The following is a 23077-nucleotide window of genomic DNA, read 5'->3' as shown; positions in this document are numbered from 1 at the left end:
TAGGCAACGACGTCAATCCACGGAGGTGAACCGGTGACCGCTTCGACTGTGCCGACTGTGCCCACCATGCTGCGTCTCACCGACCGGTGGGGACGCACCGCCGACGACCTGCGCATATCGCTGATCGACAAGTGCAACCTGCGCTGCACCTACTGCATGCCGGCCGAGGGCCTGCCGTGGTTGAAGAAAGACGAACTGCTCACCGCGGACGAGGCCGTCCGCCTCGCCGACATCGGTGTGCGCGTGCTCGGGGTGAAGGACATCCGCTTCACCGGCGGCGAACCGTTGGTACGGAAGGACCTGGCCGACATCATCCGCGGTGTACGCACGCTGCACCCGGAAGTGTCGATCTCGATCACGACGAACGGCATCGGCCTGGACAAGCGCATCGACGAGCTGGTGGAGGCCGGGCTGACGCGGGTGAACGTCTCCCTGGACACCGTCGACCGGGAGGCGTTCACCGCGCTGACGCGGCGCGACCGCCTCCCGCAGGTGATGGCGGGGCTGAAGGCGGCGAAGGACGCGGGTCTGGAGCCGGTGAAAGTCAATGCGGTGATGATGCGCGGGGTCAACGACCACGGTGCGGTCGATCTGGCGCAGTGGTGCCTGGACCACGGCTACCAGCTGCGTTTCATCGAACAGATGCCGTTGGACGCCGACCGGTCGTGGGCGCGGGAGAACCTGGTCTCCGGGGCGGAGATCCGGTCGGCACTGTCCGAGCGGTTCGTCCTGCGCGAGGACCCGGCACCGCGAGGTTCCGCCCCGGCACAGCTGTGGGAGGTCTGCGGGCGCGACGGCGCGAGGCTCGGCACGGTGGGAATCATCGCCTCGGTGACGGAATCATTCTGTGCGGCATGCTCACGCACGCGCATCACCGCGGACGGCAAGATTCGCAGCTGCCTGTTCTCGAACGAGGAGACCGACCTGATGGGCCTGCTGCGCGGGAATGCCTCTGACGAGGACGTGGCACTGGAGTGGTCTCGGGCGATGTGGGGCAAGCCCCGAGCCTACGGGTCGGACGAGATCACGTTGAATGACGAAGGATACGTCCAGCCGGAACGCACGATGAGCGCCATCGGCGGGTGATGGTGGGTGACGGCGGGTCCGGGTCCACGGGGTTGCGGCGCACCACCGACAGCACAACACTGGACTCCATGTCCTCCGAATCCATTCCCCCGCAACTGCGTGGCATCGTCAGCACCTACATCGACGCCACGACCACCGCAGCACCGACGACGCAGGACGCTGCCCTCCTCCTGGACGACGACGCACACCTGATCGCCGCGCACGTGAGCGGCGAATGGGACGACGAAGACCGGGAACACCGGATGAAAGCCCACCAGACCATCGTGACGATGCTGGACACCGCGTCAACTGAGGACCTTACGGCGGTCCGCAATGAACTGTCCGCGGCAGCTGAGCATCTGCTCGCACACCCGTCTTGACCAGCACAGAAAACGCCGTCCCACTCCGCTGGAGCAGCGGGGTGGGACGGCGTCAGTGTCGCCGAGAGGATCTCGGCGCAGCCGGAAGACTACTTCTCGGCGTTCTGGCCGGCCTTGAACGGGAAGCCCAGCTCGCGCAGCAGCGCGCGGCCTTCATCGTTGTTGGTCGCAGAGGTCACCACGGTGATGTTCATACCGCGGGGACGGTCGATGGAGTCGACGTCGATCTCGTAGAACATGGACTGCTCGTTGAGACCGAAGGTGTAGTTGCCGTTGCCATCGAACTGCTGGTCCGAGAGACCGCGGAAGTCGCGGATTCGGGGCAGGGCAACGGTCAGCAGGCGGTCGAGGAACTCCCACATGCGGTCGCCACGCAGGGTGACGCGGGCACCGATGGGCATGCCCTCACGCAGCTTGAAGTTCGAGATCGCCTTCTTGGCCTGGCGGATCTGCGGCTTCTGACCGGTGATCAGGGTGAGGTCCTTGATGGCACCGTTGATCAGCTTGGAGTCGCGGGCTGCCTCGCCGACACCCATGTTCACGACAACCTTGGTCACGCCGGGGATCTGCATGACGTTGTCGAACTGGAACTCGTTGTTCAGGGTCTCCCGGATCTCGCCGCGGTAGCGGGTCTTGAGGCGGGGGGTGTAGTTGTCGCTCATCAGATGTCCTTCCCGGTGCGGCGGGAGATGCGGATCTTCTTGCCGTCCTCATCGAAGCGGTAGCCGACGCGGGTGGGCTCGCCGTCAGCGTCGAGGACCATCACGTTGGACACGTGGATGGGGGCCTCCTGGGTGACGATGCCCTCAGACTCAGCGCCACGCTCGGGTGCGGAGTTGACGACGTGCTTCTTGATGCGGTTGACGCCCTCGACAAGAACCTTGTCGCGCTGCGGGTAGGCCTCAATGACCCGGCCCTTGGCGCCCTTGTCCGGGCCCGAGATGACCAGGACGGTATCGCCCTTACGGATCTTCATGGGTTACAGCACCTCCGGAGCGAGAGAAACGATGCGCATGAAGCGCTTGTCACGCAGCTCGCGGGCAACCGGCCCGAAGATACGGGTGCCGCGCGGGTCGTTGTTGTCGACGCCCTTGATCAGGACGGCTGCGTTCTCGTCGAACTTGATGTAGGAGCCGTCGGGACGACGGGTCTCCTTCTTGGTGCGCACGATGACGGCCTTGACGATGTCACCGGACTTGATGGCGCCACCGGGGGCTGCTTCCTTGACGGTGGCGACGACGACGTCGCCGATGCCGCCGGAGCGTCGGGTGGAGCCGCCGAGCACGCGGATGACCAGGATTTCCCGGGCTCCGGTGTTATCGGCGACCTTCAGACGCGATTCCTGCTGAATCACTTCTAGTCTCCTTGTAGACCTAGTAGTTCTGTGCGCGTGGGATTACCGACCCTCACGCGCGCGGTCCGTGCCTCTCCGTGGCCACCTCAGGATCGCTCGCACATGTACAGGACACGGCGGAGGAACCTGTGGACCACAGGCAACCGCTCAAGTATGCCATTGGCGAGGATATGGAACAAACCCGACTGCCGCACGCCATCAACGTCGGATCAGATCACTGGCTTCCCGGCCCGGTCTCCCCACACGACGTGTCACATCTAATTACGGGATGCCACCACCCCCGATCGGCGGTAGGTGTCTCATGTCACAGTAACGGCATGATTCTGACAATGTCACAATCACCTTGCGCTCGTCCCCGTACCTCGAAACGCATCGCCGGAGGGCTGCGCACAACGCGCATCACTACAAGTACCCTCCGGGGCATTTACCGCCCTAGCTGGAACGATGGGAAACAACACCATCAAGAGTGGCAATACTAACGGCCGTACACAACCCACCACACAGGTGACATCTATATGAACGAGTCATCTCCGCGGAATTGCAGAAGGCTACTCAGGTAAGGCTCTCACAAGTCTTCGTTTTAGGCACTGATGTATTCTCATCGGAATTACCCCACGACAGATCACGGCGACGCTGGTAACTTCTCACCCGAACGGCGGGACGTCCCGCCTCCGGCCGGAGAACTGCACCTCCGGACGGCCACACAAGTTCAGTGAGGATACACACATGACTTTCAAGAAGGGCCTGCTCGCCGCAGCCACCGCCACCACTGTCGCCATCGCTGGCACCGGCATCGCTTCCGCACAGGACGATACCCCGGAGACCCCGCCGACCGAGGAGACCTCCTCCTCCGCCGAGCTGCTCGGCAGCATCGAGGGCTCGACCGAGACCCTGACCATCTTCAATGACTTCGGCAAGGCTGTGGCCGGCTCGATCAGCATCCTTCCGAACATCAACGACGCCGTGAACGACTTCCAGGACATGGTGGACGACATCACCGGGAAGATCCCGAACTTCCCCTTCTGATGTGACGCATCATCAATGATGCTCGGCCCCTGAGGGACCACTCTAGAAACGGCTCCGACCACATGGTCGGGGCCGTTTCCCGTGTCCGCACACCCCCGTTCGTGGGACAGGATCTACATTGAACTCTGTTGGCGCACCGACGGACCACCGGCGCCTGGTTACCGCTCCCTGAATGCCCCAGCGCACACGCAGCGGCCTGTCAGAGCAGTTCCCAGTACCCCTCCCGGTACCGGGCCCGGGAGGCGCAATACCGCGCACGCTGCCAACCAACCAATACCCTCCCCCGTATTTACCGTCTGATCAGCAAGAACATATCGGTATCCGACTCACATCCGGCATGCTAAGTTCTGATTCGTACCCCTCACCAACGATCCTCAAGAGGAGCGAATCACCATGAAGGCCCGCAAGACTTTTCTGACCGCAGCAACCGCCGTCACCCTCGCCATCGCCGGAACCAGCGTCGCCTCCGCACAGGAGGAACTCCCTGACGACGCCAGCACCGGAAGCTCCGCCTCCAACGAAGACTCCGGCAGCGCCCCGACCGCAGGCTCCGCAGAACTCTCCGCAGAACGCGACGTCTTCGGATCCGTCACCGGCGCTGATGCCCTCGGTTCCTGGACCGGCGACCAGTTCGACTACGGCAAGGCCACCGAGGCCCTTGTCAGCCTCGCCGTCGGCGGCGCAGCCGTGGCGACCCTGGCCGGCGCCTACACGGCCGCCATCGACGCCTCCGACGCCTTCCAGGGTGTCCTGCAGGACAGCCGGAACTTCATCGAGGGTCAGCTCGGCTAGCCCAGCTGTCGCCCCCCTCAACACCCCGTCACGGCGACGGGGTGTTGTTCTGTCTACATCACCAATTTCTTGGGAAGTATCCACTGAGGATCGAAGGAGCACTTGCGAAGCCCCCCATAATGAGTGGTTTGTTTGCGACCATCCTCAGTCAGCCAGCGACATCGTTACCGCAGATGAACTACGTAATCGCGATGTTACTGGGCGGTACCGGCACACTTACCGTGAGAATGAGTCAGCACACTGTGTGGAGTTTTTCTCTCTGATACCAGATTATGGGTCAGGTAAACCCAGTTCTTCCGCGCCGACACTGTCGTGTCGGCGCTCCCTGACTCAAGAGGATTCATCACATGAAGCTCAAGAAGACCCTCCTGGCTGGCGCCACCGCCGCCACCGTCGCCTTCGCCGGTGTCGGCGTCGCCTCCGCACAGGAAGGATCCACCGACCTGCCGACCGGTTCGATCTCGCAGTCGTCAGAAGAAGGCTCCGCCACTGACGGCTCCGGCGAAGGCTCCTCCACCTCTGAGATCACCGGTTCGCTCAACGATCTCTTCGGCGACGAGGGCATCCTCGGTTCCTTCGCCCCCGGTGAGGGCGATGACTGGCTCGATGGCATCAAGGGCATTACCGCCGTCATCAGCCTGATTGTCGCTGCAGTCGGACTCGGCGGCCTGTTCAGCTAAGAAGTTCCCCGACCAGCGGTCGCACAGCCCCTGCTTTCATTGCGCGAGGCTCACCTACGATCTAAGGTGAACCTATCCTCGAGCGTGGAGGCAGGGGTTCTTCTGTGCCACCACGCTCTTTCCCACGAGCGAAAGGGGCCCGATGACGACGGGAACCACGGACGTCCCCGAACCACCGGGCTCGACGCGTCCCCACACCCCCGGCGTGTCGGCGACGACAAACCTACGTCGACGCCGGCTCCTCGGACTCCTCGGGCTTACCGTCCTCCTCGTCGTCGGTTTCGTGCTCAGTCTCGCCTACGGTTCCCGCATCATCCCGAACGATGTCCTCCTGGATGCACTGCGCCAGCTACCTTCCGCTCTACGTGCCGAGCGCATCGACAATCCCGATCTCCAGGTCATCACCGAACTCCGTTTCCCACGCACCCTCATCGGCATCGTGGTCGGAGCGGCACTCGGAGTCGCCGGGGCGCTGATCCAGGGGCACACCCGCAACCCACTGGCGGACCCTGGCATCCTCGGTATCTCGGCCGGAGCGTCACTGGCCGTGGTCAGTAGCTTCGCCCTCTTCAACGTCACCGGTACGGGTGCCACCGCCGCATGGGCTTTCGGTGGTGCCCTCGTCGCCACGTTCATCGTCTTCGGACTGGCTTCTGTCGGAGGCGGCAACGTCCACCCACTGACCCTGATCCTCGGCGGAGCCGCGATGAACGCCGTCCTCCAGGCGATCATCAGCGCCCTTGTCCTCACCGACGAGAACAACCTGGACCGGATGCGGTTCTGGACCGTCGGCTCCGTGGCGGGACGGGACATGAGTGTGTTCTGGGGAGTGCTCCCGGTCATCGTCATCGGGCTCCTCCTCGCCTTCGCCACCGGCCCCCAGCTCAACCTTCTGAACCTCGGTGACGACGTCGCCACCGCCCTGGGCGTCAACACCCGTGTCGCCCGGTTCATGGGCATGGTCGTCATCGCACTGCTGGCAGCATCCGCGACCGCCGCCGCGGGGCCCATCGCCTTCCTCGGGCTCGTCGTCCCCCACCTCGTCCGTTCGATCACCGGGCCGGATTACCGCTGGATCCTGCCGTACTCAGCGCTCGGTGGAGCGACCCTCCTGATCTACGCTGATGTCCTCGGTCGCCTCGTGGCCCGCCCCGGTGAGCTTCAAGTCGGCATTGTCCTCGCGTTCGTCGGCGCACCACTCTTCATCTACATGCTCGTCCGCAGAAAGGTGGTGCAACTGTGACCCCCACCGGTACGACCACCGACACGGAGACTCCGCGGGAGCCCCGGCGCACCTGGGTCCACAATTCCCGGGTGCCAGGACGTCCCGCATTCCGGCTCGGCGCACTGTCCACGGTATGGCGTCCCCGCCACTTCTTCGTGACCGTCGTCCTGGCGATCACGGCGGTCATCCTGTTCCTGCTGTCCATCTGCCTCGGCGACTACCCGCTGACCCCGATCCGCGTCGCCGAGATCATCAGCGCCCGGCTCTTCGACTCCCTGCACCTGGCTGGACTCCGCGACCTCATCGTCGAACCGTCCCGCATCGAGGAACTCGTCGTCTTCGACTGGCGCATGCCCCGATCCGTGACCGGGATCGTCGTCGGCGCCGCCCTGGGCCTGTCCGGTGCGCTCACCCAGTCGGTCACCCGCAACGCCCTGGCCAGTCCCGACATTCTCGGCATCACCACCGGTGCCTCTGCGATGGCTGTGACCATCATCGTGCTCGGCGGCGGTGCCTCCGGCGGTCTCGTCGGCTGGCTCTCCGGCGTCGGCATCCCCGTCGCTGCCCTCGCCGGTGGACTGCTCACTGGACTGGCCATCTGGATCCTCGCCTACCGCCGTGGCATGGACCCCTTCCGCCTCGTGCTCTCCGGCATCATCATCTCCGCACTGCTGATGGCCTTCATCAACTTCCTGATGACCCGCGCGGACCTGCGCGACGCCACGACAGCGCAGTTGTGGCTTTCCGGGTCACTGAATGCCACAAACTGGACCCGGGCACTGCCGGTCATTCTCCTCGTCTTGATCGGGGCACCGATCTTCGCATGGATCTCCTTTCAACTGCTCGCTGGTGTGCTCGGCCCCGACGTGGCCCGGTCACTCGGCCAGAACGTCACCGGGGTGCAGGTCGCACTCCTCGTGTTCTCCGTCGCGCTGGCCGCCGTCGCCGTCTCCGCGGCCGGCCCCATCGGCTTCGTCGCGTTCGTTTCCCCGCAGATCGCCCAACGACTCTGCGGACGGTCGACACCGCCGCTGCTGGCATCCGCACTGTTCGGGTCCTGCCTACTGGTCCTCGCCGACATGGCGACCCAGTCACTCCTTCCCGTCGAACTCCCCGTGGGACTGCTGACGTCCGCAGTCGGCGGACTGTTCCTGATCTATCTGCTCGTCCAGAACAACCGGAGGGCCTCCACCGAATGAGCACCCAGACCCGTACCCAGACCAACACGATCACCGCCTCCGGCCTCACCGTCGGCTACGGCAAAGGTGCTCCGATCATCGATGACCTGTCGCTGAGCATCCCCGGAGGCAAGGTCACGACCATCATCGGCCCGAACGGCTGCGGAAAATCCACACTGCTCCGGTCGCTGGCCCGACTCCTCCCCTCCCGGGCAGGTGACGTCCACCTCGACTCCACCGACATCGGCGGTATGAAGCGAAAAGACCTCGCCAAGATCATCGGTGTGCTTCCGCAGTCACCGGTCGCCCCGCCCGGTCTCGTGGTCTCTGACCTGGTTTCGCGTGGCCGTCACCCTCACCAGAGCTGGATCAGGCAATGGTCGTCCACGGACGAAGAGGAGGTCATGGCAGCCCTCGAGATGACCTCGGTCGCCAACCTCGCCGACCGGCCGGTGGACTCGCTGTCCGGCGGCCAACGCCAGCGGGTGTGGATATCCATGGTCCTGGCACAGCACACCGAAGTCCTGTTCCTCGACGAGCCGACGACGTACCTCGATCTCTCCCACTCCATCGAGGTCCTCGATCTGGTCCGGGAGCTCAAAGGCCGTCTCGACCGTACCGTGGTCATGGTGCTGCACGACCTCAACCTGGCCGTACGCTACTCCGACCACCTGGTGGTCATGCGTGACGGTGCTATCGAGGCAGCGGGAAGCCCCGGCGAGATCATCACCTCCCGCCTGCTCAAGGACGTCTTCAACCTCGATGCCGTCGTCATTGACGACCCGGTCGTCGGCGGCCCGTTGATCGTGCCGTCAGCCCCGCCGGAGACCGGCGACCACCTCGGCGACCCCGCATCCTAAACAGCCACCATAGACAGGAGCACCACCATGGCCACCACGCCCGCCACCGCCGTCCGCGACACCGAACTCCGGGAGCACCCACGACGTGACCCGTCCGAGGGCACTGAACCCGCCGACGATTTCGGCGGACGACTCGTCCCGGTCACGGTGACCGCCAATGAGTTGATCGCGCCGAACCTCCGACGGCTCACACTGTCGTCCCCCGAATTCAGGGAGCTGGAGCTCACTGGGCCCGACGAGTTCTTTGGCCTGCTGATGCCACAGCAGGGTCACGACTTCGAGCCTTTCGACACCGCAGGACGGAATATCCGCGCTGCCGTCGCTGAGATCGATGAGGCTGTACGGCCGGGACTGCGCTGGTACACCGTGCGCCACCTGCGGCAGGATGAAGGAGAGATCGATGTCGACGTGGTGATGCACGACGACCACCCCGGCCCCGGTGCCAGCTGGGTCTCACAGGTCCGCCCCGGCGCCACCGCCGGAGTCTGGCTGTGCAACGCCATCTGGATCCGCCACGCCGAACGCCCCCTCTTCGTCGCCGACCCGTCAGCCGTCCCCGCTCTGCTGACCGTCCTCGAGTTCACCGACGACCATCACACCGATGATCTCTCCAGGTACCACGTCGTTGTCGTCGCCCACTCCCCCGACGACCTGGAAAGCGGGCTGGCGGAGGACTGGTCTGACCGGGTGGCATCCCTGCAGATCATCTACACCACACCCGGGATGGAATCCGAGGCCGTCGCCACTCATCTCCGCGAGGCGGCGGAAAACGGCCACCCGTCAGCCGCCGTGGAGTACGTGTGGGCCAGCGGTGAAGTCGGCATGACCAAGACCGTGCGCGGCATCGCCGTGGACGAGTGGAACGTCGACACCGCCTTCGTGGACTGGGTCGCCTACTGGATCGAAGGCCGGCCCCGGCCATAACCACCGGGGCGTAGCGTCACCACGCAGCGCCGACAATCTGCTCGATCTCGTCGAAAAGTCCACCACCCTCGGGGCCGTGCAACGCCAGCTGGGTGAACACGACGACGGCCTCATCGGTACGCGGGTTGACCCGTGCCCAGGTTCCGGCGGCACCGGCCCAGCCGTACGTCCCGTCGGGACGCACACTGCCGCCGTAGCCCCAGCCCTCCCCCTCGGCCAGGAAAAATCCCGACGCTTCCCGCTGCGCGGGCGACAGCTGATCGGTCATCATCGCCGTCACCAGTGACACCGGCAGAATCCTCGTACCGTCCACCGCACCGCCGCCGAGCAGGAGGCGGGTGAAGGTGATCCAGTCGCCCACGGGGCCGACGAGCGCACCTGCCGCATCGGGGAACGCCGGTGGTGCGGCGTAGACACCGTCCGGAGGGTCAACCAGGCTCAGGCCTTCTTCTCCGTCAGCGTAGCGGGCGGTGAACCGGTCGAGTCTCTGCCGGTCCACCCACCACGTGGTGTCACCGATGCCGAGCGGAGTAAACAGCCGGTCCTGCGTCAGCTGGTCGAGCGGCACCTCCGCCACGCGTTCGCACAGCAGTCCGAGCAGGGTACTGCCGGAGTTGTAGGTCCACCCGTGCCCGGGTTGATGGGCCAGGGGCAGCGTGGCCGCTGAAGCGAGGTAGTCCGCCCTGTTCACGGAGCGTCCGAGACTCTCCTCCTGCAGGATCCTGAACAGCCTCCGGCAGAACGGCGACCCGAAGTCCGGAGTGAACCCCAGGCCGCCGCGCAGGGTCAACAGGTCCTCGACCGTGGCCGCGCGGTCGCACGGCACGAGGTTGGCCGCATCGTCCAACGCGCCAGACGGGTCACGGAGGACGGAAGGCCGGTCGAGTTCGGGCAGCCACCGGGACAGGGGTGTGTCCAGGGCGATGCTGCCCTCGGCGATGAGTGTCAAGGCCACAGCGGCAGTCACGGGCTTACTCAGCGAGTCCCAGAAGAACAGGGAGTCGGGCATCATCGGTGCGCCCGACGCCAGGTCCTGCACCCCGACAGCGACGGTCTCTGTTCCCGGCATCATCCTGCCATGTCGGCCACCGTGGTGGTATGCGGCGACGGCACCAGGCAACCGGCCGTCGCGGACCCTGTCCCGCAGAAGTACCGCAACGGCGTCAAGAACAGTGGAGTCGGTCATCACCGAAGTGTGGCACGTCCGACCTTCTTATGCCACGGCCTCCACTCCAAGTTCCTCGAGTAGGCGCGACCGCAGGTCCCCGGGGTCCACCCCGTCCGTCGTGCACTGGAGGCTCAGCTGCCCCTCCTTCAGGACGATGACCCGGTCGGCGAGGGTGACTGCTTCATCGACGTCATGGGTAATCATCAGCACCGACGGACGGTGTCGGGCAACCAGGTCCCGCAGCAGCCCGTGCATCCGGATCTTTGTCAGGGCGTCCAGAGCACCGAAAGGCTCGTCAGCCAACAGCAGATCCGGTTCCCTGACCAGCGCTCGGGCCAGTGCCGCGCGCTGCTGTTCACCACCGGAGAGTTCGACCGGCCAGGCGCGTTCACGACCTGACAGCCCGACCTCGGCGAGTGCGTCGCCGACATGCCTCGTCGTCACGCTGCCCGACGGCAGGCCGAAAGCAACGTTCTGGGCGATGCGGAGCCACGGCACAAGCCGGGAATCCTGAAATACGACCGACACCCGCTCAGGCACCTCAATCACACCGTGGCCTGCGACGTCACTGTCCAGTCCAGCGAGTGCCCGTAACAGCGTCGATTTCCCGGATCCGCTGCGTCCCAGCAGTGCGACAAACTCACCGGCGCCGATGTCCAGGTCGATGCCCGCGAGGATGTCGGTGGCCCCGTCGAAGGAACGGTGGAGATTCCGCACACTGACTGTGCCTGTCCTCGAGTTTGTGCCCGAGTCTGCGTTCAGCTGATCGTGCGTCGCCATGACAAAGCCCTCCGTCCAACGGCCCGAAGTGCTGCGTCGGCAGCAACACCGAGCACTGCGTAGGTGACCAGGCCGACGACGATGATCTCCGTCTGCCCGTAGTTCGAAGCCAGGGTGATCATGTAGCCCAGCCCCGACGTCGTGTTCACCTGCTCGACGACGACCAGAGCCAGCAGACCGGCGGTGACTCCGTACCGCAGGCCCAGAATCACGCCGGGCATCGACCCGGGGAGGATCACCCGACGCAGGAACTCCACGCGACCGACCTCCAGAGTGCTGGCAAGTTCGACGAACCGCCGGTCGATCGACCGGAGGCCGTCGAAGGTGTTCATGTACACCGGGATCACCGTGGCCAGGGCAATGGTGGTGACCTTCATTTCTTCACCGATGCCGAACCACAGGATCAGCAGCGGCATCAGCGCCAGTGTCGGGATAGACCGTTTGACCTGCACCGGACCGTCAATCAGTGATTCTCCCCAGCGCGAGAGCCCCGCCACGGTGGCGAGGATGACACCGGCGACAATCCCCAGGATGATGCCGGCGCCCGCGCGAGTCAACGATGCCACGAGTGATTCCTGGAGTCGCCCGGACTCCACGAGCTCGGCGGCGGCCGCTGCAACCTGCCAGGGCGAAGCGAGGATGCGTGGGTCGATCAGACCTGTTGCCGACCCACCGGCCCATGCCAGAAGAAGAAACAGGACCCCGAGCCCCCGGCCGAGTTTCAGACGTCCGCCGGGGCCGTAGCTCCGACGCCGGGGCCGTACGTCCTCCTGCCCGCTCGCCGGCGATCCCGGGCGCGGGTCCGGTGACTGCCGCGACGGACCGGTCGTACCTACGGTGTGCTCCAGTGTGGTGGTCATGCCGCCAACTCCTCGGGTTCGAAACGTCGGTCGTAGAGGTCGTCGACCTCGATCTCCGGATGGTCCTGTTCCCGCGACAGCAGGTCTGCGGTCGCCTGGTGTTCAGAGATCAGCCCGTCCCAGTTCTCCGGAACCGTGAAATCTCCCTGCCGATCGACGACGTACCGGGCGTCCTCTTCCGAGAGTCCCTGATGATCGACGAGGTAGAGATCCGCATACTCCTCGCGGTGGTCATTGATCCACAGATTGAGCTTGTTCCAGACCTGCACGTACTGCTTGAGCGCTGCAGTCTTCTTCTCGTCCTGCAACGTGGTGGTCGGCACGTACAGGTGCCAGGGGTCGTCTGGCACACCGGGGGCGATGGTGCTCGCCCCGTCCTGGCCGTACTTCGCCAGATAGGACCGTGCCTGTTCGATACCGAGCGGGGCGACGTCCACCTCTCCCTTGGCAATGACGTTGACGAAGGTGTCGTCGGTGCTCTGCAGTTCCACAAGGTCGACGTCATCCTGGGACAACCCCGCTTCCTCGAGAACGCGCAGCACCAGCGCCCCCTGGGCCTGTCCCGGGCTATAGGCGATACGCTTGCCCTTCAGGTCGGCCAGCTCACGGACATCCGCACCCGGCGCGACGCCCAGTTCATAGGTCGGGTGCTCCAACGGATCGACGGTGCGGCGTGCCGAGACGATGCGCACCGGCTCATTGGTCCAGGTGGCAAACAACGGAGGAATGTCAGCGACGGCCCCGACGTCGAGGGCGTCGGCCCGGAACGCCTCCAACGTTTTCGGTCCACCGTCGATATTCGCCCATTCCGGGGTGAAGTCCAGGTCGTCGATCAGACCGGACGCTTCGAGAGCTACCTGGGTACGCGGGTCGCCGATGCGCAGCACGGTGTCCTTGTCCACGGCATCGGAGATCACGGCGGTCTCGTCGTAGTCGTCGCCTCCGTCGCCGGCACTCACGGCGTTGCATCCACTGACTGTCAGTGCGGTGAGTGAGGTCAGAGCGATGATCGTGACCGTCCTGGGGGATGCGCTGTTCCGGATGGTTCTCATGCGCTCTTCACCTCCTGCCTCTGCTGCTGCGGGGCCGGCGCGGAGGTCAACGGCCCGCCGTGGTGGGTGACGGGGTAGCCGCGGCGACGAAGGGCGGGGATGACTCCTTCCCCTACGTGGTAGGTCTCCTCCAGGTGCGGGTACCCGGACAGGACGAACTCGGTGATCCCCTCGTGCTGGTACTCAGCGATGAGGTCGGCGACCTCGTCGTAGGAACCCACCAGCGCGGTTCCGGCTCCGCCCCGGACGAGGCCGACACCGGTCCACAGACCCGGGTGGATCTGCAAGGCACGCACATCGTCTCCCTGACGGAACACCGATCCACGTCCGTGGAGTTCGGCGATGCGCCGTTGGCTCTCCGACTCTGAGGACGCGATCGCCTCCTGTGCGGCCCGGACGTCGGACTCGGAGACATGGGTCAGCAGCTGTGCTGCGGCATCCCACGCCTGGTCCGAGGTTTCGCGGGCGATGACATGTACCCGCAGCCCACCCCGGGCACCGGGCAGGTCGCGGAGTTTCTTCCCGACGTCGCGGGGTCGTTCACCCCAGGTGAGGTAGGTGTCGGCATGGTCTGCTGCGACGCGCACCGCCTCCGGGGAGGATCCGGAGAAATACACCGACGGCACGGTCTCAGGGCGGACCGGAAGTCTGGCACCACGGATGTCGACGTGCCGTCCGGCGTAGTCAACCGGCTCGGAACTCGTCCAGAGCTGCTTCCACACGTCGAGATACTCGGCAGTGCGCTCATAACGCTCTGCCTTGGGCACCCGGTCACCGGTGGCGCGTTGCTGGGCAGGTTCCCCGCCGGTGACGACGTTGATGATCAGCCGATTTCCGGACAGGCGCTGGAAGGTGGCGGCGGACTGCGCTTCTTTCAGTGCAGTGGCCAGGCCGGGACGGACTGCCACCAGGAACTTCAACCGTTCCGTGACACCGAGCAGACTGGTGGCTATCAACCAGGGGTCCTCGCACCACAGCCCGACCGGAATCAACACGCTGTCAAAACCGTTCTGCTCCGCGGCAAGGGCTAGCTGGGTGAGGTACCTGCCGTCCACGGCACGGTCGGGCAATCCGTCGCGGCCATGGGCTGCGACCCGTCCACCGGGGCCGCCGCCGACAACGTAGCGTGAGTCGACGAAGGGCGGTAGGTACCAGTGGAAGGTCAGTTCGGGATGGAAGGAGGTCTGTGGGGGTTCATCGTGTCGTGGCATGGCATGAGTGAACCACTCTGTCTACTTATGGCCCTACACTTCCGTTCCCGGTGAACGAAACAGGCAGCGACGTGGAGGCGGTCTCAGTGCCCTGCGTACTCGCGCCAGTGCGGCGTGAGCAGTTCATCGTCGATCAGGGTCTTCTTCCCGGCACGCACCCCGAGTACACCCATGATCACCGCGATGACCACCAGCGCCACGAGAATCCCGGACCAGTCGCCGGTGCTCCCGTGCACCAGGCCGATGATGAACGGACCGATACCGGCGATGAAGTATCCCATCGGCTGCACGAAACCGGACAGCCGCGCGGTCACCAGGGATGAGCGGCTCCGCGCGGTGATCAGGGCGATCGCCGTCGGGAAACAGAAACCACCGAGACCGAGCAGCGCGGCCCACAGCAGAGGCGCCGCTGTGGGGGCGAGCAGGACACCCAGATAACCTCCGGCGGTGAGCAGCGCGAACACCAGCGGGAACGGTGCGAGGCTCCGTGCCCGGTCAATGACAGTGGGCATGACGATGCCACCGAGGATGTTGAAGGCGCCGATCATCGCCAGAGCGATGCTTCCCACGTCACGGGAGACACCGGAGTCCACGTAGATCTGCGGCAGCCATCCCATCTGCAGGTAGGCGTTCATCGCCTGGACCCCGAAGAACAGGGTGAGGAACACCGCCGTCGGCGAGCGCCACAGCGAGGTCCGGGACAGTTTCTCGACCTCCTCCGGTGTCGGTTGCGGCAGAGCCGAGGGAATCGCGTCGCCACCGGACTTCTTCCCGTGGGCACCCGGAAAGTCCGATCCGGTGCGGAAAGCCACGACCACCCAGACCAGAACCTGGACCAGGCAGAGGAACGCCCACACGAACAGCGCCCACTTCCAGGAGTCGTCCCCGTCGAACCACAGGTCCGACAAAGGCCCCGCCGCACCCGACACCCCCAACAGGGCACTGTAAACCGTCATCAGTGCCACTGTCCGGCGTCCCCCGTAGTTCTTCGCCCACGCCGGAATCAGCACATTGCCCAGGGCAATGCCGGCGACCACCAGTCCGGTCAACACGATGAACACCGCCATGGTGCCGACCCACGGCCGCACTGCCAGGCCCGCCAGGGACACGACCATGCCGATGAGGATGGTGCGACTCAACCCCAGACGGCGGGCCAGAGGCACCGCACACAGCCCCATCACACCGAAGAGCACGCCCGGGAGAGCCGTGATCAGACCGGCGTAGGAGCTCGACGTACCGAAGGCCCCGAGGACGTCGGACAGCACCGGGCCGAGTGAGGCGATACCGGCGCGCAGGTTCACGGCGGCGACCGCCACCGCGATGAATGCGAGGACAACCGGGATCACCGGGCCACCCGGCAGTCCACGACGTGCATCCTTCTGCACCGTCTGCTGGCTGTCTGCCTGGCTACCCGCCTGGCTGCTGTCGGCCACCGTTACCGTCCTCCTGGATTATCTCGTCGTCAGAACCCCTGCAAACCTACTCCCCGGCAGTCAGGGCGGAAACTCCGGGCAGTGGCAGGAGCCCCTTCGCGCGCGTCGCGTATTACCCTCCGACAGCGAACATGGTCAAGGGTTCTCCACGGCGCGTGACGAACAGTGTCGCGCCGCAGCCGTGGTTCCTACGATCCCGGGGCATGACAGACACTCAACAATCCACGCCCTCCGTCCCCCCGTCCCCACGTCCATCCATCGCCGTCATCGGCGCCGGCCTCACCGGTGTCAACGCCGCACTGGCGTTCCAGAGCCAGGGCTGGCAGGTCGACCTGTACAGCAACCGTTCCCGTTCCGCGCTCCGTGACGATCTCCCCGCCACCGGTACCGCCATTCTCTTCGGCAACTCCCGGGTACCGGACCGCACGATCACCGACGACCACTACGCCGGGACCCCGACAGCCCAGTTCGCCGCGAGCTCAGTGGGCATCGCGGGGACTCCGCCGGAAGCGTCGTTCACTGCCCGGTTCACCTACGAGGCCCAGTCGGTCGACCCACGTCTCCGCGCCGATGACCGCCTCGGAGAATTCCTCGACAAGGCGGCCACCACCAGCCGGTTCATCGTCGACGAGGTCACACCCGAGACCCTGGACACCATCGCCGCCGACCACGACCTCACCTTCGTCGCCACCGGGAAAGCAGGCCTGGCCGACCTCTTCGAGACGGATCTCGAACGCACCCCCTATGACTCCGCACAGCGCTACCTGCTCACCGTGACCGCCCACGGGCTCCCCGTCGACCATGTCTTCCGGGGTCGCGGCAGTACGGTCCCCGGCGGGCTGTTGTCCCTGCACGAGGACGGTGAGATCTTCGTTGGACCCCACCTGCACAAGGACGGCGCCGACTCTAGCGACGACTCTGACGACGCCTGGGTGATCCTGGCGTGGGCCCGCCCAGGCACCGCCACCGAGGAGGCGTTCCGTTCCGCAACCGACGCCCGGGAGGCCCTCGACGTGCTGCAGTCCCTGCATCACCGCGAGTTCCCGGACGTCGCCGGAGACATCGACTGGTTGCACCCCATTGACACCGACCCCCATTCCTGGCTCAAGGGTGCGGTGACCCCCCGCGTCCACCGGCCCACCGCCCGTACGGCAGGTGGACATCTCATCGCGACACTGGGCGACACCTCCGTCGCCGTCGACCCTATCGCCGGGCAGGGCGCCCAGCTCGCGACCTACCAGGTGGCCGGGCTGCGCGACGGACTCCGTGCCGCCCTCGACGACGGGCGGGACTGGGACGAGGAACTGCTCACCGAGCTCTTCGACCACCACTGGCAGGAGCATGCCGAAGCAGGCGTCGAGGTGACGTCGCTCTTCCTCGGCGACCCGTTGTTCGCTGAGGTTGCACAGGAGTTCTTCGCCTCCGCCGCCGCCGATCCTGCGGCCGCCAGCGCCCTGTTCAGCCTGTTCTCCGATCCCTCACCTGCACTGGTCCTACGCACCGCCGCCGACGTGCGGAGCTTCGCGGCTTCATTCCGGGCGGCTGCGGCATGAGCAGCAGAGGCCTCCACGACGCAGACAGGTCGGCGGGCACACCGCAACGTCGCATCCGATTCAACGCCTTCGACATGAGCTGCGTGGTCCATCAGTCCCCCGGACTCTGGCGGCACCCGGACGACCAGTCACACCGTTACAACGACCTGGGGTACTGGACGTCGTTGGCCAGGACACTGGAAGACGGACTGTTCGACGGCATCTTCCTGGCCGACGTCCTCGGCGTGTACGACCTGTACGGTGCAGCGCCGGAGGCCGCCTTGCGCTCGGGCGTCCAGATCCCGGTCACCGACCCACTCCCTCTGGTCAGTGCCATGGCCGCGGTCACCGAGCACCTCGGGTTCGGGCTGACGACGGGTACCGCATTCGAGCACCCCTTCCCGTTCGCCCGTCGCATCACCACCCTCGACCATCTCACCGGCGGTCGACTGGGGTGGAATGTGGTGACCGGCTACCTCCCCTCCGCCGCGGAGAACACGCAGTCACGCGGACAGCTCGACACGTTCGACCACGACGCCCGCTATGACCATGCCGACGAGTACCTCGACGTCCTCTACAAGCTGTGGGAAGGATCCTGGGAACACGATGCAGTCCGCGCCGACCCCGTGAGCGGCGTCTACACCGAACCAGGAAAAGTCCACCCCATCAATCACCGTGGCGACCATTACACGGTGCCGGGAATCCACGTGTCCGCGCCGTCACCTCAGCGCACGCCGGTGATCTTCCAGGCCGGGGCGTCCGACCGCGGGAGTACATTCGCCGCCGCCCACGCCGAATCCGTGTTCGTCGCAGCGCCGACACCGCAGAAACTCACCGATGTCGTGGAGACGCTGACACAGAAGCTGCACGACGCCGGACGCGCCCGCGACGATGTGGTGATATACGCCCTGATCACGGTGATCACCGACAGCACCGATGCCAAGGCACTGGCCAAGGCCGAGGACTACCGCAGCTACGTTGACCTGGAAGGGTCATTGACGCTGATGTCCGGATGGATGGGGGTGGACTTCTCCGAGTTCGACCTGGATGACCCGGTCACCGGCATCAGGTCCAATGCAATCCAGTCCGCCGTTGCCGCGTTCCAGTCCGCCGCCGGCGAGGATCGGGCCGAATGGACAGTGCGCGAACTGGCGGAATTCGGTGGCATCGGCGGGCTGGGCCCGGTGGTCGTCGGCTCCGGCGAGAGTGTCGCCGATCAGCTGGAGCACTGGATCGACGTCACGGGAATCGACGGATTCAACCTCGCCTACGCCGTCACCCCCGGGACGTTCCGGGACGTCATCGACCATGTCGTCCCGGTCCTGCAGGCCCGTGGCGAGTACCCCACCGGTCACACTGCCGGCACTCTTCGCCACCGGTTGTTCAATCGCGGGGACCACGTCCCGGACAACCATCCGGCCCACGCCGCCAGAGCACGACTCAACGACATCGAAGGAGCACGGACATGACTGTCTCCCACACCACAACCGTCAGTGACGGACAGCTCACGGAAGTGTTCGGTCCGGTCTTCGCCCGCATCTCCGAGGACGCCGCCGACCGTGACAACCGTCGCGAGCTACCTACCGAAGCCATCGCGCTCCTGCGTAACGCCGGTTTCGGAACCGTGCGGGTTCCGGTCGACCGCGGCGGGTTCGGGGCTACACTGCGCCAGACATTCTCGCTGCTCATTGATTTGGCCGCAGCAGACCCGAATCTCACGCAGGCGCTGCGGGTCCACTTCTCCACCGTGGAGGGATTCCTCGCGGCGGTGGATTCCACCGACCCGTCCGCCGCTGACGCGGCGGAGGCTGGTCTCCATGCCGTCGTCAACGGAACACTCTTCGGAAATGCCATCTCCGAACGGGGAGTCGGAGCCGCTGAGCGCTATCAGACGACACTCACCCGGCGCGGCACCGATGGGGCCGACACCGACGGGTATGTCCTCAACGGGACGAAGTACTACAGCACGGGCAGTCTCTTCGCCGATGTCATCGTCGTCGCCGCCGATCTTGACGGTGAACGTGTCACCGTCACGGTGCCGGTCACCGCAGAGGGCGTCCACCAGATCGATGACTGGGACGGTTTCGGTCAACGGGTGACCGGGTCCGGCACGACGGTCTTCGACAATGTGACCGTGGGGAGTGACGTGGTCACCGCCGGTGGCTACGGTACCGGTGGCCGGACCCCGGAAACAGCGTTCCTGCAGTTGTTCCACCTGGCAGCCCTGTCGGGCATCGCCCGCCGAGCTGCTGATGACGCCAGGGACCACGTTGCCGGGCGTGAACGCACCTACTCCCACGCTCCCGCCGACCTTCCCCGTGAAGACCCGTTGGTTCAGGCAGTCCTGGGCCGGATCAACGCCGCGGCCTTCACCGCGCGGGCAACCACGCTGGCGGTCGCCGATCTCATCGGCCAGGCGGTCAACGGAACAGACGGACAGGTTGACGCCGCGGAGCTCGCGGCGGCCGAAGCCCAGGTCGCACTGATACCGCTGGTCCTCGACGCGGCCAATGAACTCTTCGAGACCGGAGGTGCATCCCTGGCGTCGGGCGCGCTGAATCTCGACCGGCACTGGCGCAACGCCCGGACCCTCGCACAGCACAACCCGGCCGTCTACAAGCAGCAGGCCATCGGAAAATACGCTCTCACCGGGGACAGTTCGGCGCTTCCTTTCGCCTGGAGTGCCGGAGTCCGCGGGGTACCGGAAGTTCCATTCACCCCTTAGAAGAATGGTGGCCCACCGGATAGACCGCATGGTCTACTCGGTGGTGCCGGTGATGCACTGCGCCGGCATCCCACACCCCACCCCGGCTCAACCACACAGGAGCACACCCCGATGACCTTGCCTACCCAGCCGACACAGCCGACCGCCGCAACCGGCCCGCTGACACCGACGTCCCTGCGCAGCGCATGGGCGTCCATCCCTACCCCGATCACCACCGTCGCCGCTGTCATCGACGGCCATCCGGTCGGCCTGATCGTCGGATCCTATGTGGGGCTCTCCCTGGATCCCGCACTGGTCGCGGTCAGCGTCCAGAAGAGTTCGCGGACCTGGCCGCTGCTCCGCACGGCAGAGCACCTGGGGATCTCCGTGCTCACCCGTGCCCACCAGGGTCATGTCCGTCAGCTGGCCGGCCCGGTCGAGACCCGTTTCGACAGTGTCAGCTGGCAGACAGACCGTGGTGCCGTCCTGGTCGACGACGCCGCCGTGCACCTCACCGGTCACATCATCGACGACATTGACACAGGCGACCACATCACCGCCGTCCTGCAGATCGACCGGGTACACGAGGAGGCACCGTCGGAGACGCCGCTGGTCTTTCACGGGTCCCAGGTCACCGTCGTCGGAGAGCTCTGAGGAACGCCGTCCATGTCCACCGCAACCACACGCGCTCCCCAGGACCTCCAGTTCGCCTACTGGACGCCGAATGTCTCCGGCGGACTGGTCGTCTCCGAGGTCGAACAACGCACCGACTGGAGTATCGACTACAACCGCACCCTCGCACGCACCGCCGAACAGGTCGGATTCGACTACGCCCTGACCCAGGTCCGCTATCTCGGCTCCTACGGCGCAGAGTCCCAGCACGAGTCGGTGAGTTTCTCCCTGTCGCTGCTCGAAGCCACCGAACGTCTCAAGGTCATCGCCGCCGTCCACCCTGGTTTCTGGCAACCCGCGGTCCTGGCGAACCTGGCGACCACAGCCAGCGAGATACACGGCGGCCGTTTCGCCCTCAACGTCGTCTCCGGGTGGCTGAAGGACGAATTCCAGAAGTTCGGTGAGCCCTGGCTCGAGCATGACGAACGCTACCGTCGCTCGGCCGAGTTCCTGCAGGTCCTGCGTGCCGTATTCACCGAATCGCCGGCGAACTTCCAAGGTGACTTCTACCGGCTGCACGACTACACCATCAGCCCCCGTCCAACGGTGGTGCCCGAACTGTTCCAGGGAGGGAATTCCACTGCCGCGCAGGCCAACGGCGGCGCCTACGCCGACTGGTACTTCATCAACGGTGCCCCGGTCGACGAGCTCACGGTGCAGATCGACAAGGTCCGGCAACACGCCGAGTCCGCCGGGCGGGAGACCCGTATCGGGGTCAACGCCTTCGTCATCCTCGAAGACACCGAACAGCAGGCACACGACAAACTACGCCACATCGTGGACAACGCCGCCCACGCCGCCGTCGACGGATTCCGCGAGTCAGTGAAGCAGGCCGGACAGTCCACACCCGACGGGCAGGGAATGTGGGCCAACTCCACCGTCGAAGACCTCGTCCAGTACAACGATGGTTTCCGCACCGGGCTGATCGGAACAAGAGAACAGATCGAGGAACGCATCGACCAGCTACGACATATCGGCGTGGACCTCATTCTCACCGGTTACCTGCACTTCCAGGAGGAGGTCGAGCGCTTCGGACGGGAGATCATCCAGCCGTTACGCGCCGACACCGCGGCGCAGCCGATACTCGCCACTTCATGAGCGGCACCGGCAGAAACGAGGCCGATCGAGCGGGGGCCGTCCGCGATGCAGTGGAACGACTCAGACGTTCCGGTCTGCTCGCTGCCACCGTCCCCAGCCGGCTCGGTGGCCCAGAATTCCCTGCCTCGGTCATCGCCGAGGTGTTTCGCATCCTGGCGTCCGGGGACGGGTCTCTCGGCCAGATCGCCCAGAGCCACATGACCTTCAGCCGGTGGTTGTTCACCGGGAGCCATCCTCACGATGAAGAGCGGTGGGCTGACCTCCTTCTCGACGGTGTGCTCATCGCCAATGCCCAGGCCGAGAGTGCGCCGGTGATTCTGGAGAACAACCGGTTGAACGGCCGGAAGGTCTTCTGCACCGGCTCCGCCTACGCCGATGTCCTCGCCGTCACCGCCCGACGCCCCGGTGAGGACGACCAGAGCCTCGTCGTCTTCCTCCCCGTCGACACTCCCGGTGTGACCATCCTCGACGACTGGGCGGCTCTGGGCCAGGAGTTCACCACGTCCGGCACGGTGATTCTCCAGGACGTCGAGGTACATGCAGGCGACGTCCGGTCCATGTCCGTGTCGATGTCCTCACCCCTCACGCCTCCTGCGTACGGAGCTTTCGCCCAGCTGCTGCACACCGCCATTGACGTGGGTATCTCCGGCGCCGCTCTTGACGCTGCCCTGGAGATCGCACACTCCTCTGATCCGGATCTGCTCACCGCGTACGTGGCGGGGGACCTGGTCGCACAACAGTTTGCCGCCGAGGCCGTCCTCGAGAAAGCAGGACGCTCGGTCGATGCAGTCTGGTCAGGCGACGTACCGGGTACCGCCGCCTCCCTCGATGTTGCCGCGGCCAAGGCGACGACCAGCGCCCTGACCGTGGACCTGGCATCCCGGATCTTCGAGCTCACAGGGACCGCTGGAGCCACAGGTGCCCACGGACAGACGCTCGCCAGACACTGGCGTGACCTGCGCACCCACACTCTCCACGACCGACGCCGCGAGAAGCTCACGGTGATCGGACGAGCCGCACTGAGTGGCGACGATCCCGATCCCGGTCGGAGGCTGTGACCTCGGTGCCGTCGGGTTCCGGACA

General features: G+C 65.6%; 24 protein-coding genes. 15 read left to right on the top strand and 9 right to left on the bottom strand.

Going from position 1 to position 23077, the window contains the following annotated elements; all coding sequences use genetic code 11:
- Window positions 1-66: 66 nt before the first annotated feature.
- Entirely contained in the window at window positions 67-1086 is a 1020-nt protein-coding gene (gene moaA, locus CGLY_RS03735; protein WP_038551225.1) for a GTP 3',8-cyclase MoaA, read from the top strand.
- 68 nt (window positions 1087-1154) lie between these two features.
- Window positions 1155-1445, top strand: a complete 291-nt coding sequence (locus tag CGLY_RS03730) for a hypothetical protein (protein WP_038551223.1) — start codon at window positions 1155-1157, stop codon at window positions 1443-1445.
- Between the two features lie 89 nt (window positions 1446-1534).
- On the opposite strand, the gene rplE is transcribed toward CGLY_RS03730, so the two are convergent.
- The 3 genes from rplE to rplN are packed head-to-tail and all read right to left on the bottom strand — an operon-like array spanning window position 1535 to window position 2799.
- Window positions 1535-2107 carry a 50S ribosomal protein L5 gene (gene rplE / locus CGLY_RS03725; protein ID WP_038546352.1) on the bottom strand — a complete coding sequence of 191 codons (573 nt, stop codon included), beginning with the start codon at window positions 2105-2107 and terminating at the stop codon, window positions 1535-1537.
- Window positions 2107-2421 carry a 50S ribosomal protein L24 gene (gene rplX / locus CGLY_RS03720; RefSeq protein WP_038546349.1) on the bottom strand — a complete coding sequence of 105 codons (315 nt, stop codon included), beginning with the start codon at window positions 2419-2421 and terminating at the stop codon, window positions 2107-2109. Before rplX ends, rplE begins: the two co-directional genes overlap by 1 nt.
- A 3-nt stretch (window positions 2422-2424) precedes the next feature.
- Window positions 2425-2799 (bottom strand): 50S ribosomal protein L14, encoded by a 375-nt coding sequence (rplN, locus tag CGLY_RS03715; RefSeq protein WP_038546346.1) that lies wholly within the window; start codon window positions 2797-2799, stop codon window positions 2425-2427.
- A 726-nt stretch (window positions 2800-3525) separates the two neighbouring features.
- Between rplN and CGLY_RS03710 the strand changes: the two genes are divergently transcribed.
- The 7 genes from CGLY_RS03710 to CGLY_RS03680 all read left to right on the top strand — a co-directional run bounded on the left by CGLY_RS03710 (window position 3526) and on the right by CGLY_RS03680 (window position 9484).
- A complete protein-coding gene (locus tag CGLY_RS03710; protein ID WP_038546344.1) occupies window positions 3526-3825 on the top strand; it encodes a hypothetical protein in 300 nt (99 codons plus the stop codon).
- A gap of 393 nt (window positions 3826-4218) precedes the next feature.
- Window positions 4219-4617, top strand: a complete 399-nt coding sequence (locus tag CGLY_RS03705; RefSeq protein ID WP_038546341.1) for a hypothetical protein — start codon at window positions 4219-4221, stop codon at window positions 4615-4617.
- Window positions 4618-4964: 347 nt separating this feature from the next.
- Window positions 4965-5297: a hypothetical protein gene (locus CGLY_RS03700; RefSeq protein ID WP_038546339.1), complete on the top strand. Its 333-nt coding sequence runs from the start codon at window positions 4965-4967 to the stop codon at window positions 5295-5297.
- A 142-nt stretch (window positions 5298-5439) separates the two neighbouring features.
- Window positions 5440-6540 (top strand): FecCD family ABC transporter permease, encoded by a 1101-nt coding sequence (locus CGLY_RS03695; RefSeq protein ID WP_081803759.1) that lies wholly within the window; start codon window positions 5440-5442, stop codon window positions 6538-6540.
- Window positions 6537-7721, top strand: coding sequence for a FecCD family ABC transporter permease (locus tag CGLY_RS03690; RefSeq protein ID WP_434114156.1), 1185 nt, complete (start codon window positions 6537-6539; stop codon window positions 7719-7721). The genes CGLY_RS03695 and CGLY_RS03690 overlap by 4 nt, the downstream gene beginning before the upstream one ends.
- Window positions 7718-8560, top strand: coding sequence for an ABC transporter ATP-binding protein (locus tag CGLY_RS03685; protein ID WP_038546336.1), 843 nt, complete (start codon window positions 7718-7720; stop codon window positions 8558-8560). Before CGLY_RS03690 ends, CGLY_RS03685 begins: the two co-directional genes overlap by 4 nt.
- A gap of 27 nt (window positions 8561-8587) precedes the next feature.
- A complete protein-coding gene (locus CGLY_RS03680; RefSeq protein ID WP_052539618.1) occupies window positions 8588-9484 on the top strand; it encodes a siderophore-interacting protein in 897 nt (298 codons plus the stop codon).
- Between the two features lie 16 nt (window positions 9485-9500).
- Here CGLY_RS03680 and CGLY_RS03675 read toward each other — a convergent pair whose 3' ends face one another.
- The 6 genes from CGLY_RS03675 to CGLY_RS03650 all read right to left on the bottom strand — a co-directional run bounded on the left by CGLY_RS03675 (window position 9501) and on the right by CGLY_RS03650 (window position 15898).
- A complete protein-coding gene (locus CGLY_RS03675) occupies window positions 9501-10670 on the bottom strand; it encodes a serine hydrolase domain-containing protein (protein WP_052539616.1) in 1170 nt (389 codons plus the stop codon).
- A 27-nt stretch (window positions 10671-10697) separates the two neighbouring features.
- Entirely contained in the window at window positions 10698-11432 is a 735-nt protein-coding gene (locus tag CGLY_RS03670) for an ABC transporter ATP-binding protein (protein ID WP_038546334.1), read from the bottom strand.
- Window positions 11411-12292, bottom strand: a complete 882-nt coding sequence (locus CGLY_RS03665; protein ID WP_081803758.1) for an ABC transporter permease — start codon at window positions 12290-12292, stop codon at window positions 11411-11413. The genes CGLY_RS03670 and CGLY_RS03665 overlap by 22 nt, the downstream gene beginning before the upstream one ends.
- Window positions 12289-13344 (bottom strand): ABC transporter substrate-binding protein, encoded by a 1056-nt coding sequence (locus CGLY_RS03660; protein WP_227590366.1) that lies wholly within the window; start codon window positions 13342-13344, stop codon window positions 12289-12291. Before CGLY_RS03660 ends, CGLY_RS03665 begins: the two co-directional genes overlap by 4 nt.
- Window positions 13341-14555, bottom strand: a complete 1215-nt coding sequence (locus CGLY_RS03655; RefSeq protein WP_052539613.1) for an LLM class flavin-dependent oxidoreductase — start codon at window positions 14553-14555, stop codon at window positions 13341-13343. The genes CGLY_RS03660 and CGLY_RS03655 overlap by 4 nt, the downstream gene beginning before the upstream one ends.
- An 83-nt stretch (window positions 14556-14638) precedes the next feature.
- Window positions 14639-15898 (bottom strand): MFS transporter, encoded by a 1260-nt coding sequence (locus CGLY_RS03650; RefSeq protein ID WP_038551202.1) that lies wholly within the window; start codon window positions 15896-15898, stop codon window positions 14639-14641.
- 293 nt (window positions 15899-16191) lie between these two features.
- Between CGLY_RS03650 and CGLY_RS03645 the strand changes: the two genes are divergently transcribed.
- From CGLY_RS03645 to CGLY_RS03620, 6 genes are all read left to right on the top strand, one after another.
- On the top strand, window positions 16192-17541 hold the full coding sequence (locus tag CGLY_RS03645) for a styrene monooxygenase/indole monooxygenase family protein (protein WP_052539611.1): 1350 nt from the start codon (window positions 16192-16194) through the stop codon (window positions 17539-17541).
- The gene (locus CGLY_RS03640) at window positions 17538-18989 is read left to right on the top strand and encodes an LLM class flavin-dependent oxidoreductase (protein ID WP_052539610.1); all 1452 of its coding nucleotides are present in this window, start codon (window positions 17538-17540) and stop codon (window positions 18987-18989) included. The genes CGLY_RS03645 and CGLY_RS03640 overlap by 4 nt, the downstream gene beginning before the upstream one ends.
- The gene (locus CGLY_RS03635; protein WP_038546331.1) at window positions 18986-20245 is read left to right on the top strand and encodes an acyl-CoA dehydrogenase family protein; all 1260 of its coding nucleotides are present in this window, start codon (window positions 18986-18988) and stop codon (window positions 20243-20245) included. Before CGLY_RS03640 ends, CGLY_RS03635 begins: the two co-directional genes overlap by 4 nt.
- Window positions 20246-20356: 111 nt before the next feature.
- Window positions 20357-20878: a flavin reductase family protein gene (locus CGLY_RS03630; protein WP_052539608.1), complete on the top strand. Its 522-nt coding sequence runs from the start codon at window positions 20357-20359 to the stop codon at window positions 20876-20878.
- Window positions 20879-20890: 12 nt separating this feature from the next.
- A complete protein-coding gene (sfnG, locus tag CGLY_RS03625) occupies window positions 20891-21994 on the top strand; it encodes a dimethylsulfone monooxygenase SfnG (RefSeq protein ID WP_038546328.1) in 1104 nt (367 codons plus the stop codon).
- Entirely contained in the window at window positions 21991-23052 is a 1062-nt protein-coding gene (locus CGLY_RS03620) for an acyl-CoA dehydrogenase family protein (RefSeq protein ID WP_038546325.1), read from the top strand. Before sfnG ends, CGLY_RS03620 begins: the two co-directional genes overlap by 4 nt.
- Window positions 23053-23077 lie beyond the last annotated feature (25 nt).

Source organism: Corynebacterium glyciniphilum AJ 3170, from assembly GCF_000626675.1.
GTDB lineage: Bacteria > Actinomycetota > Actinomycetes > Mycobacteriales > Mycobacteriaceae > Corynebacterium > Corynebacterium glyciniphilum.
This window is presented reverse-complemented; position numbering and strand designations above follow the sequence as displayed.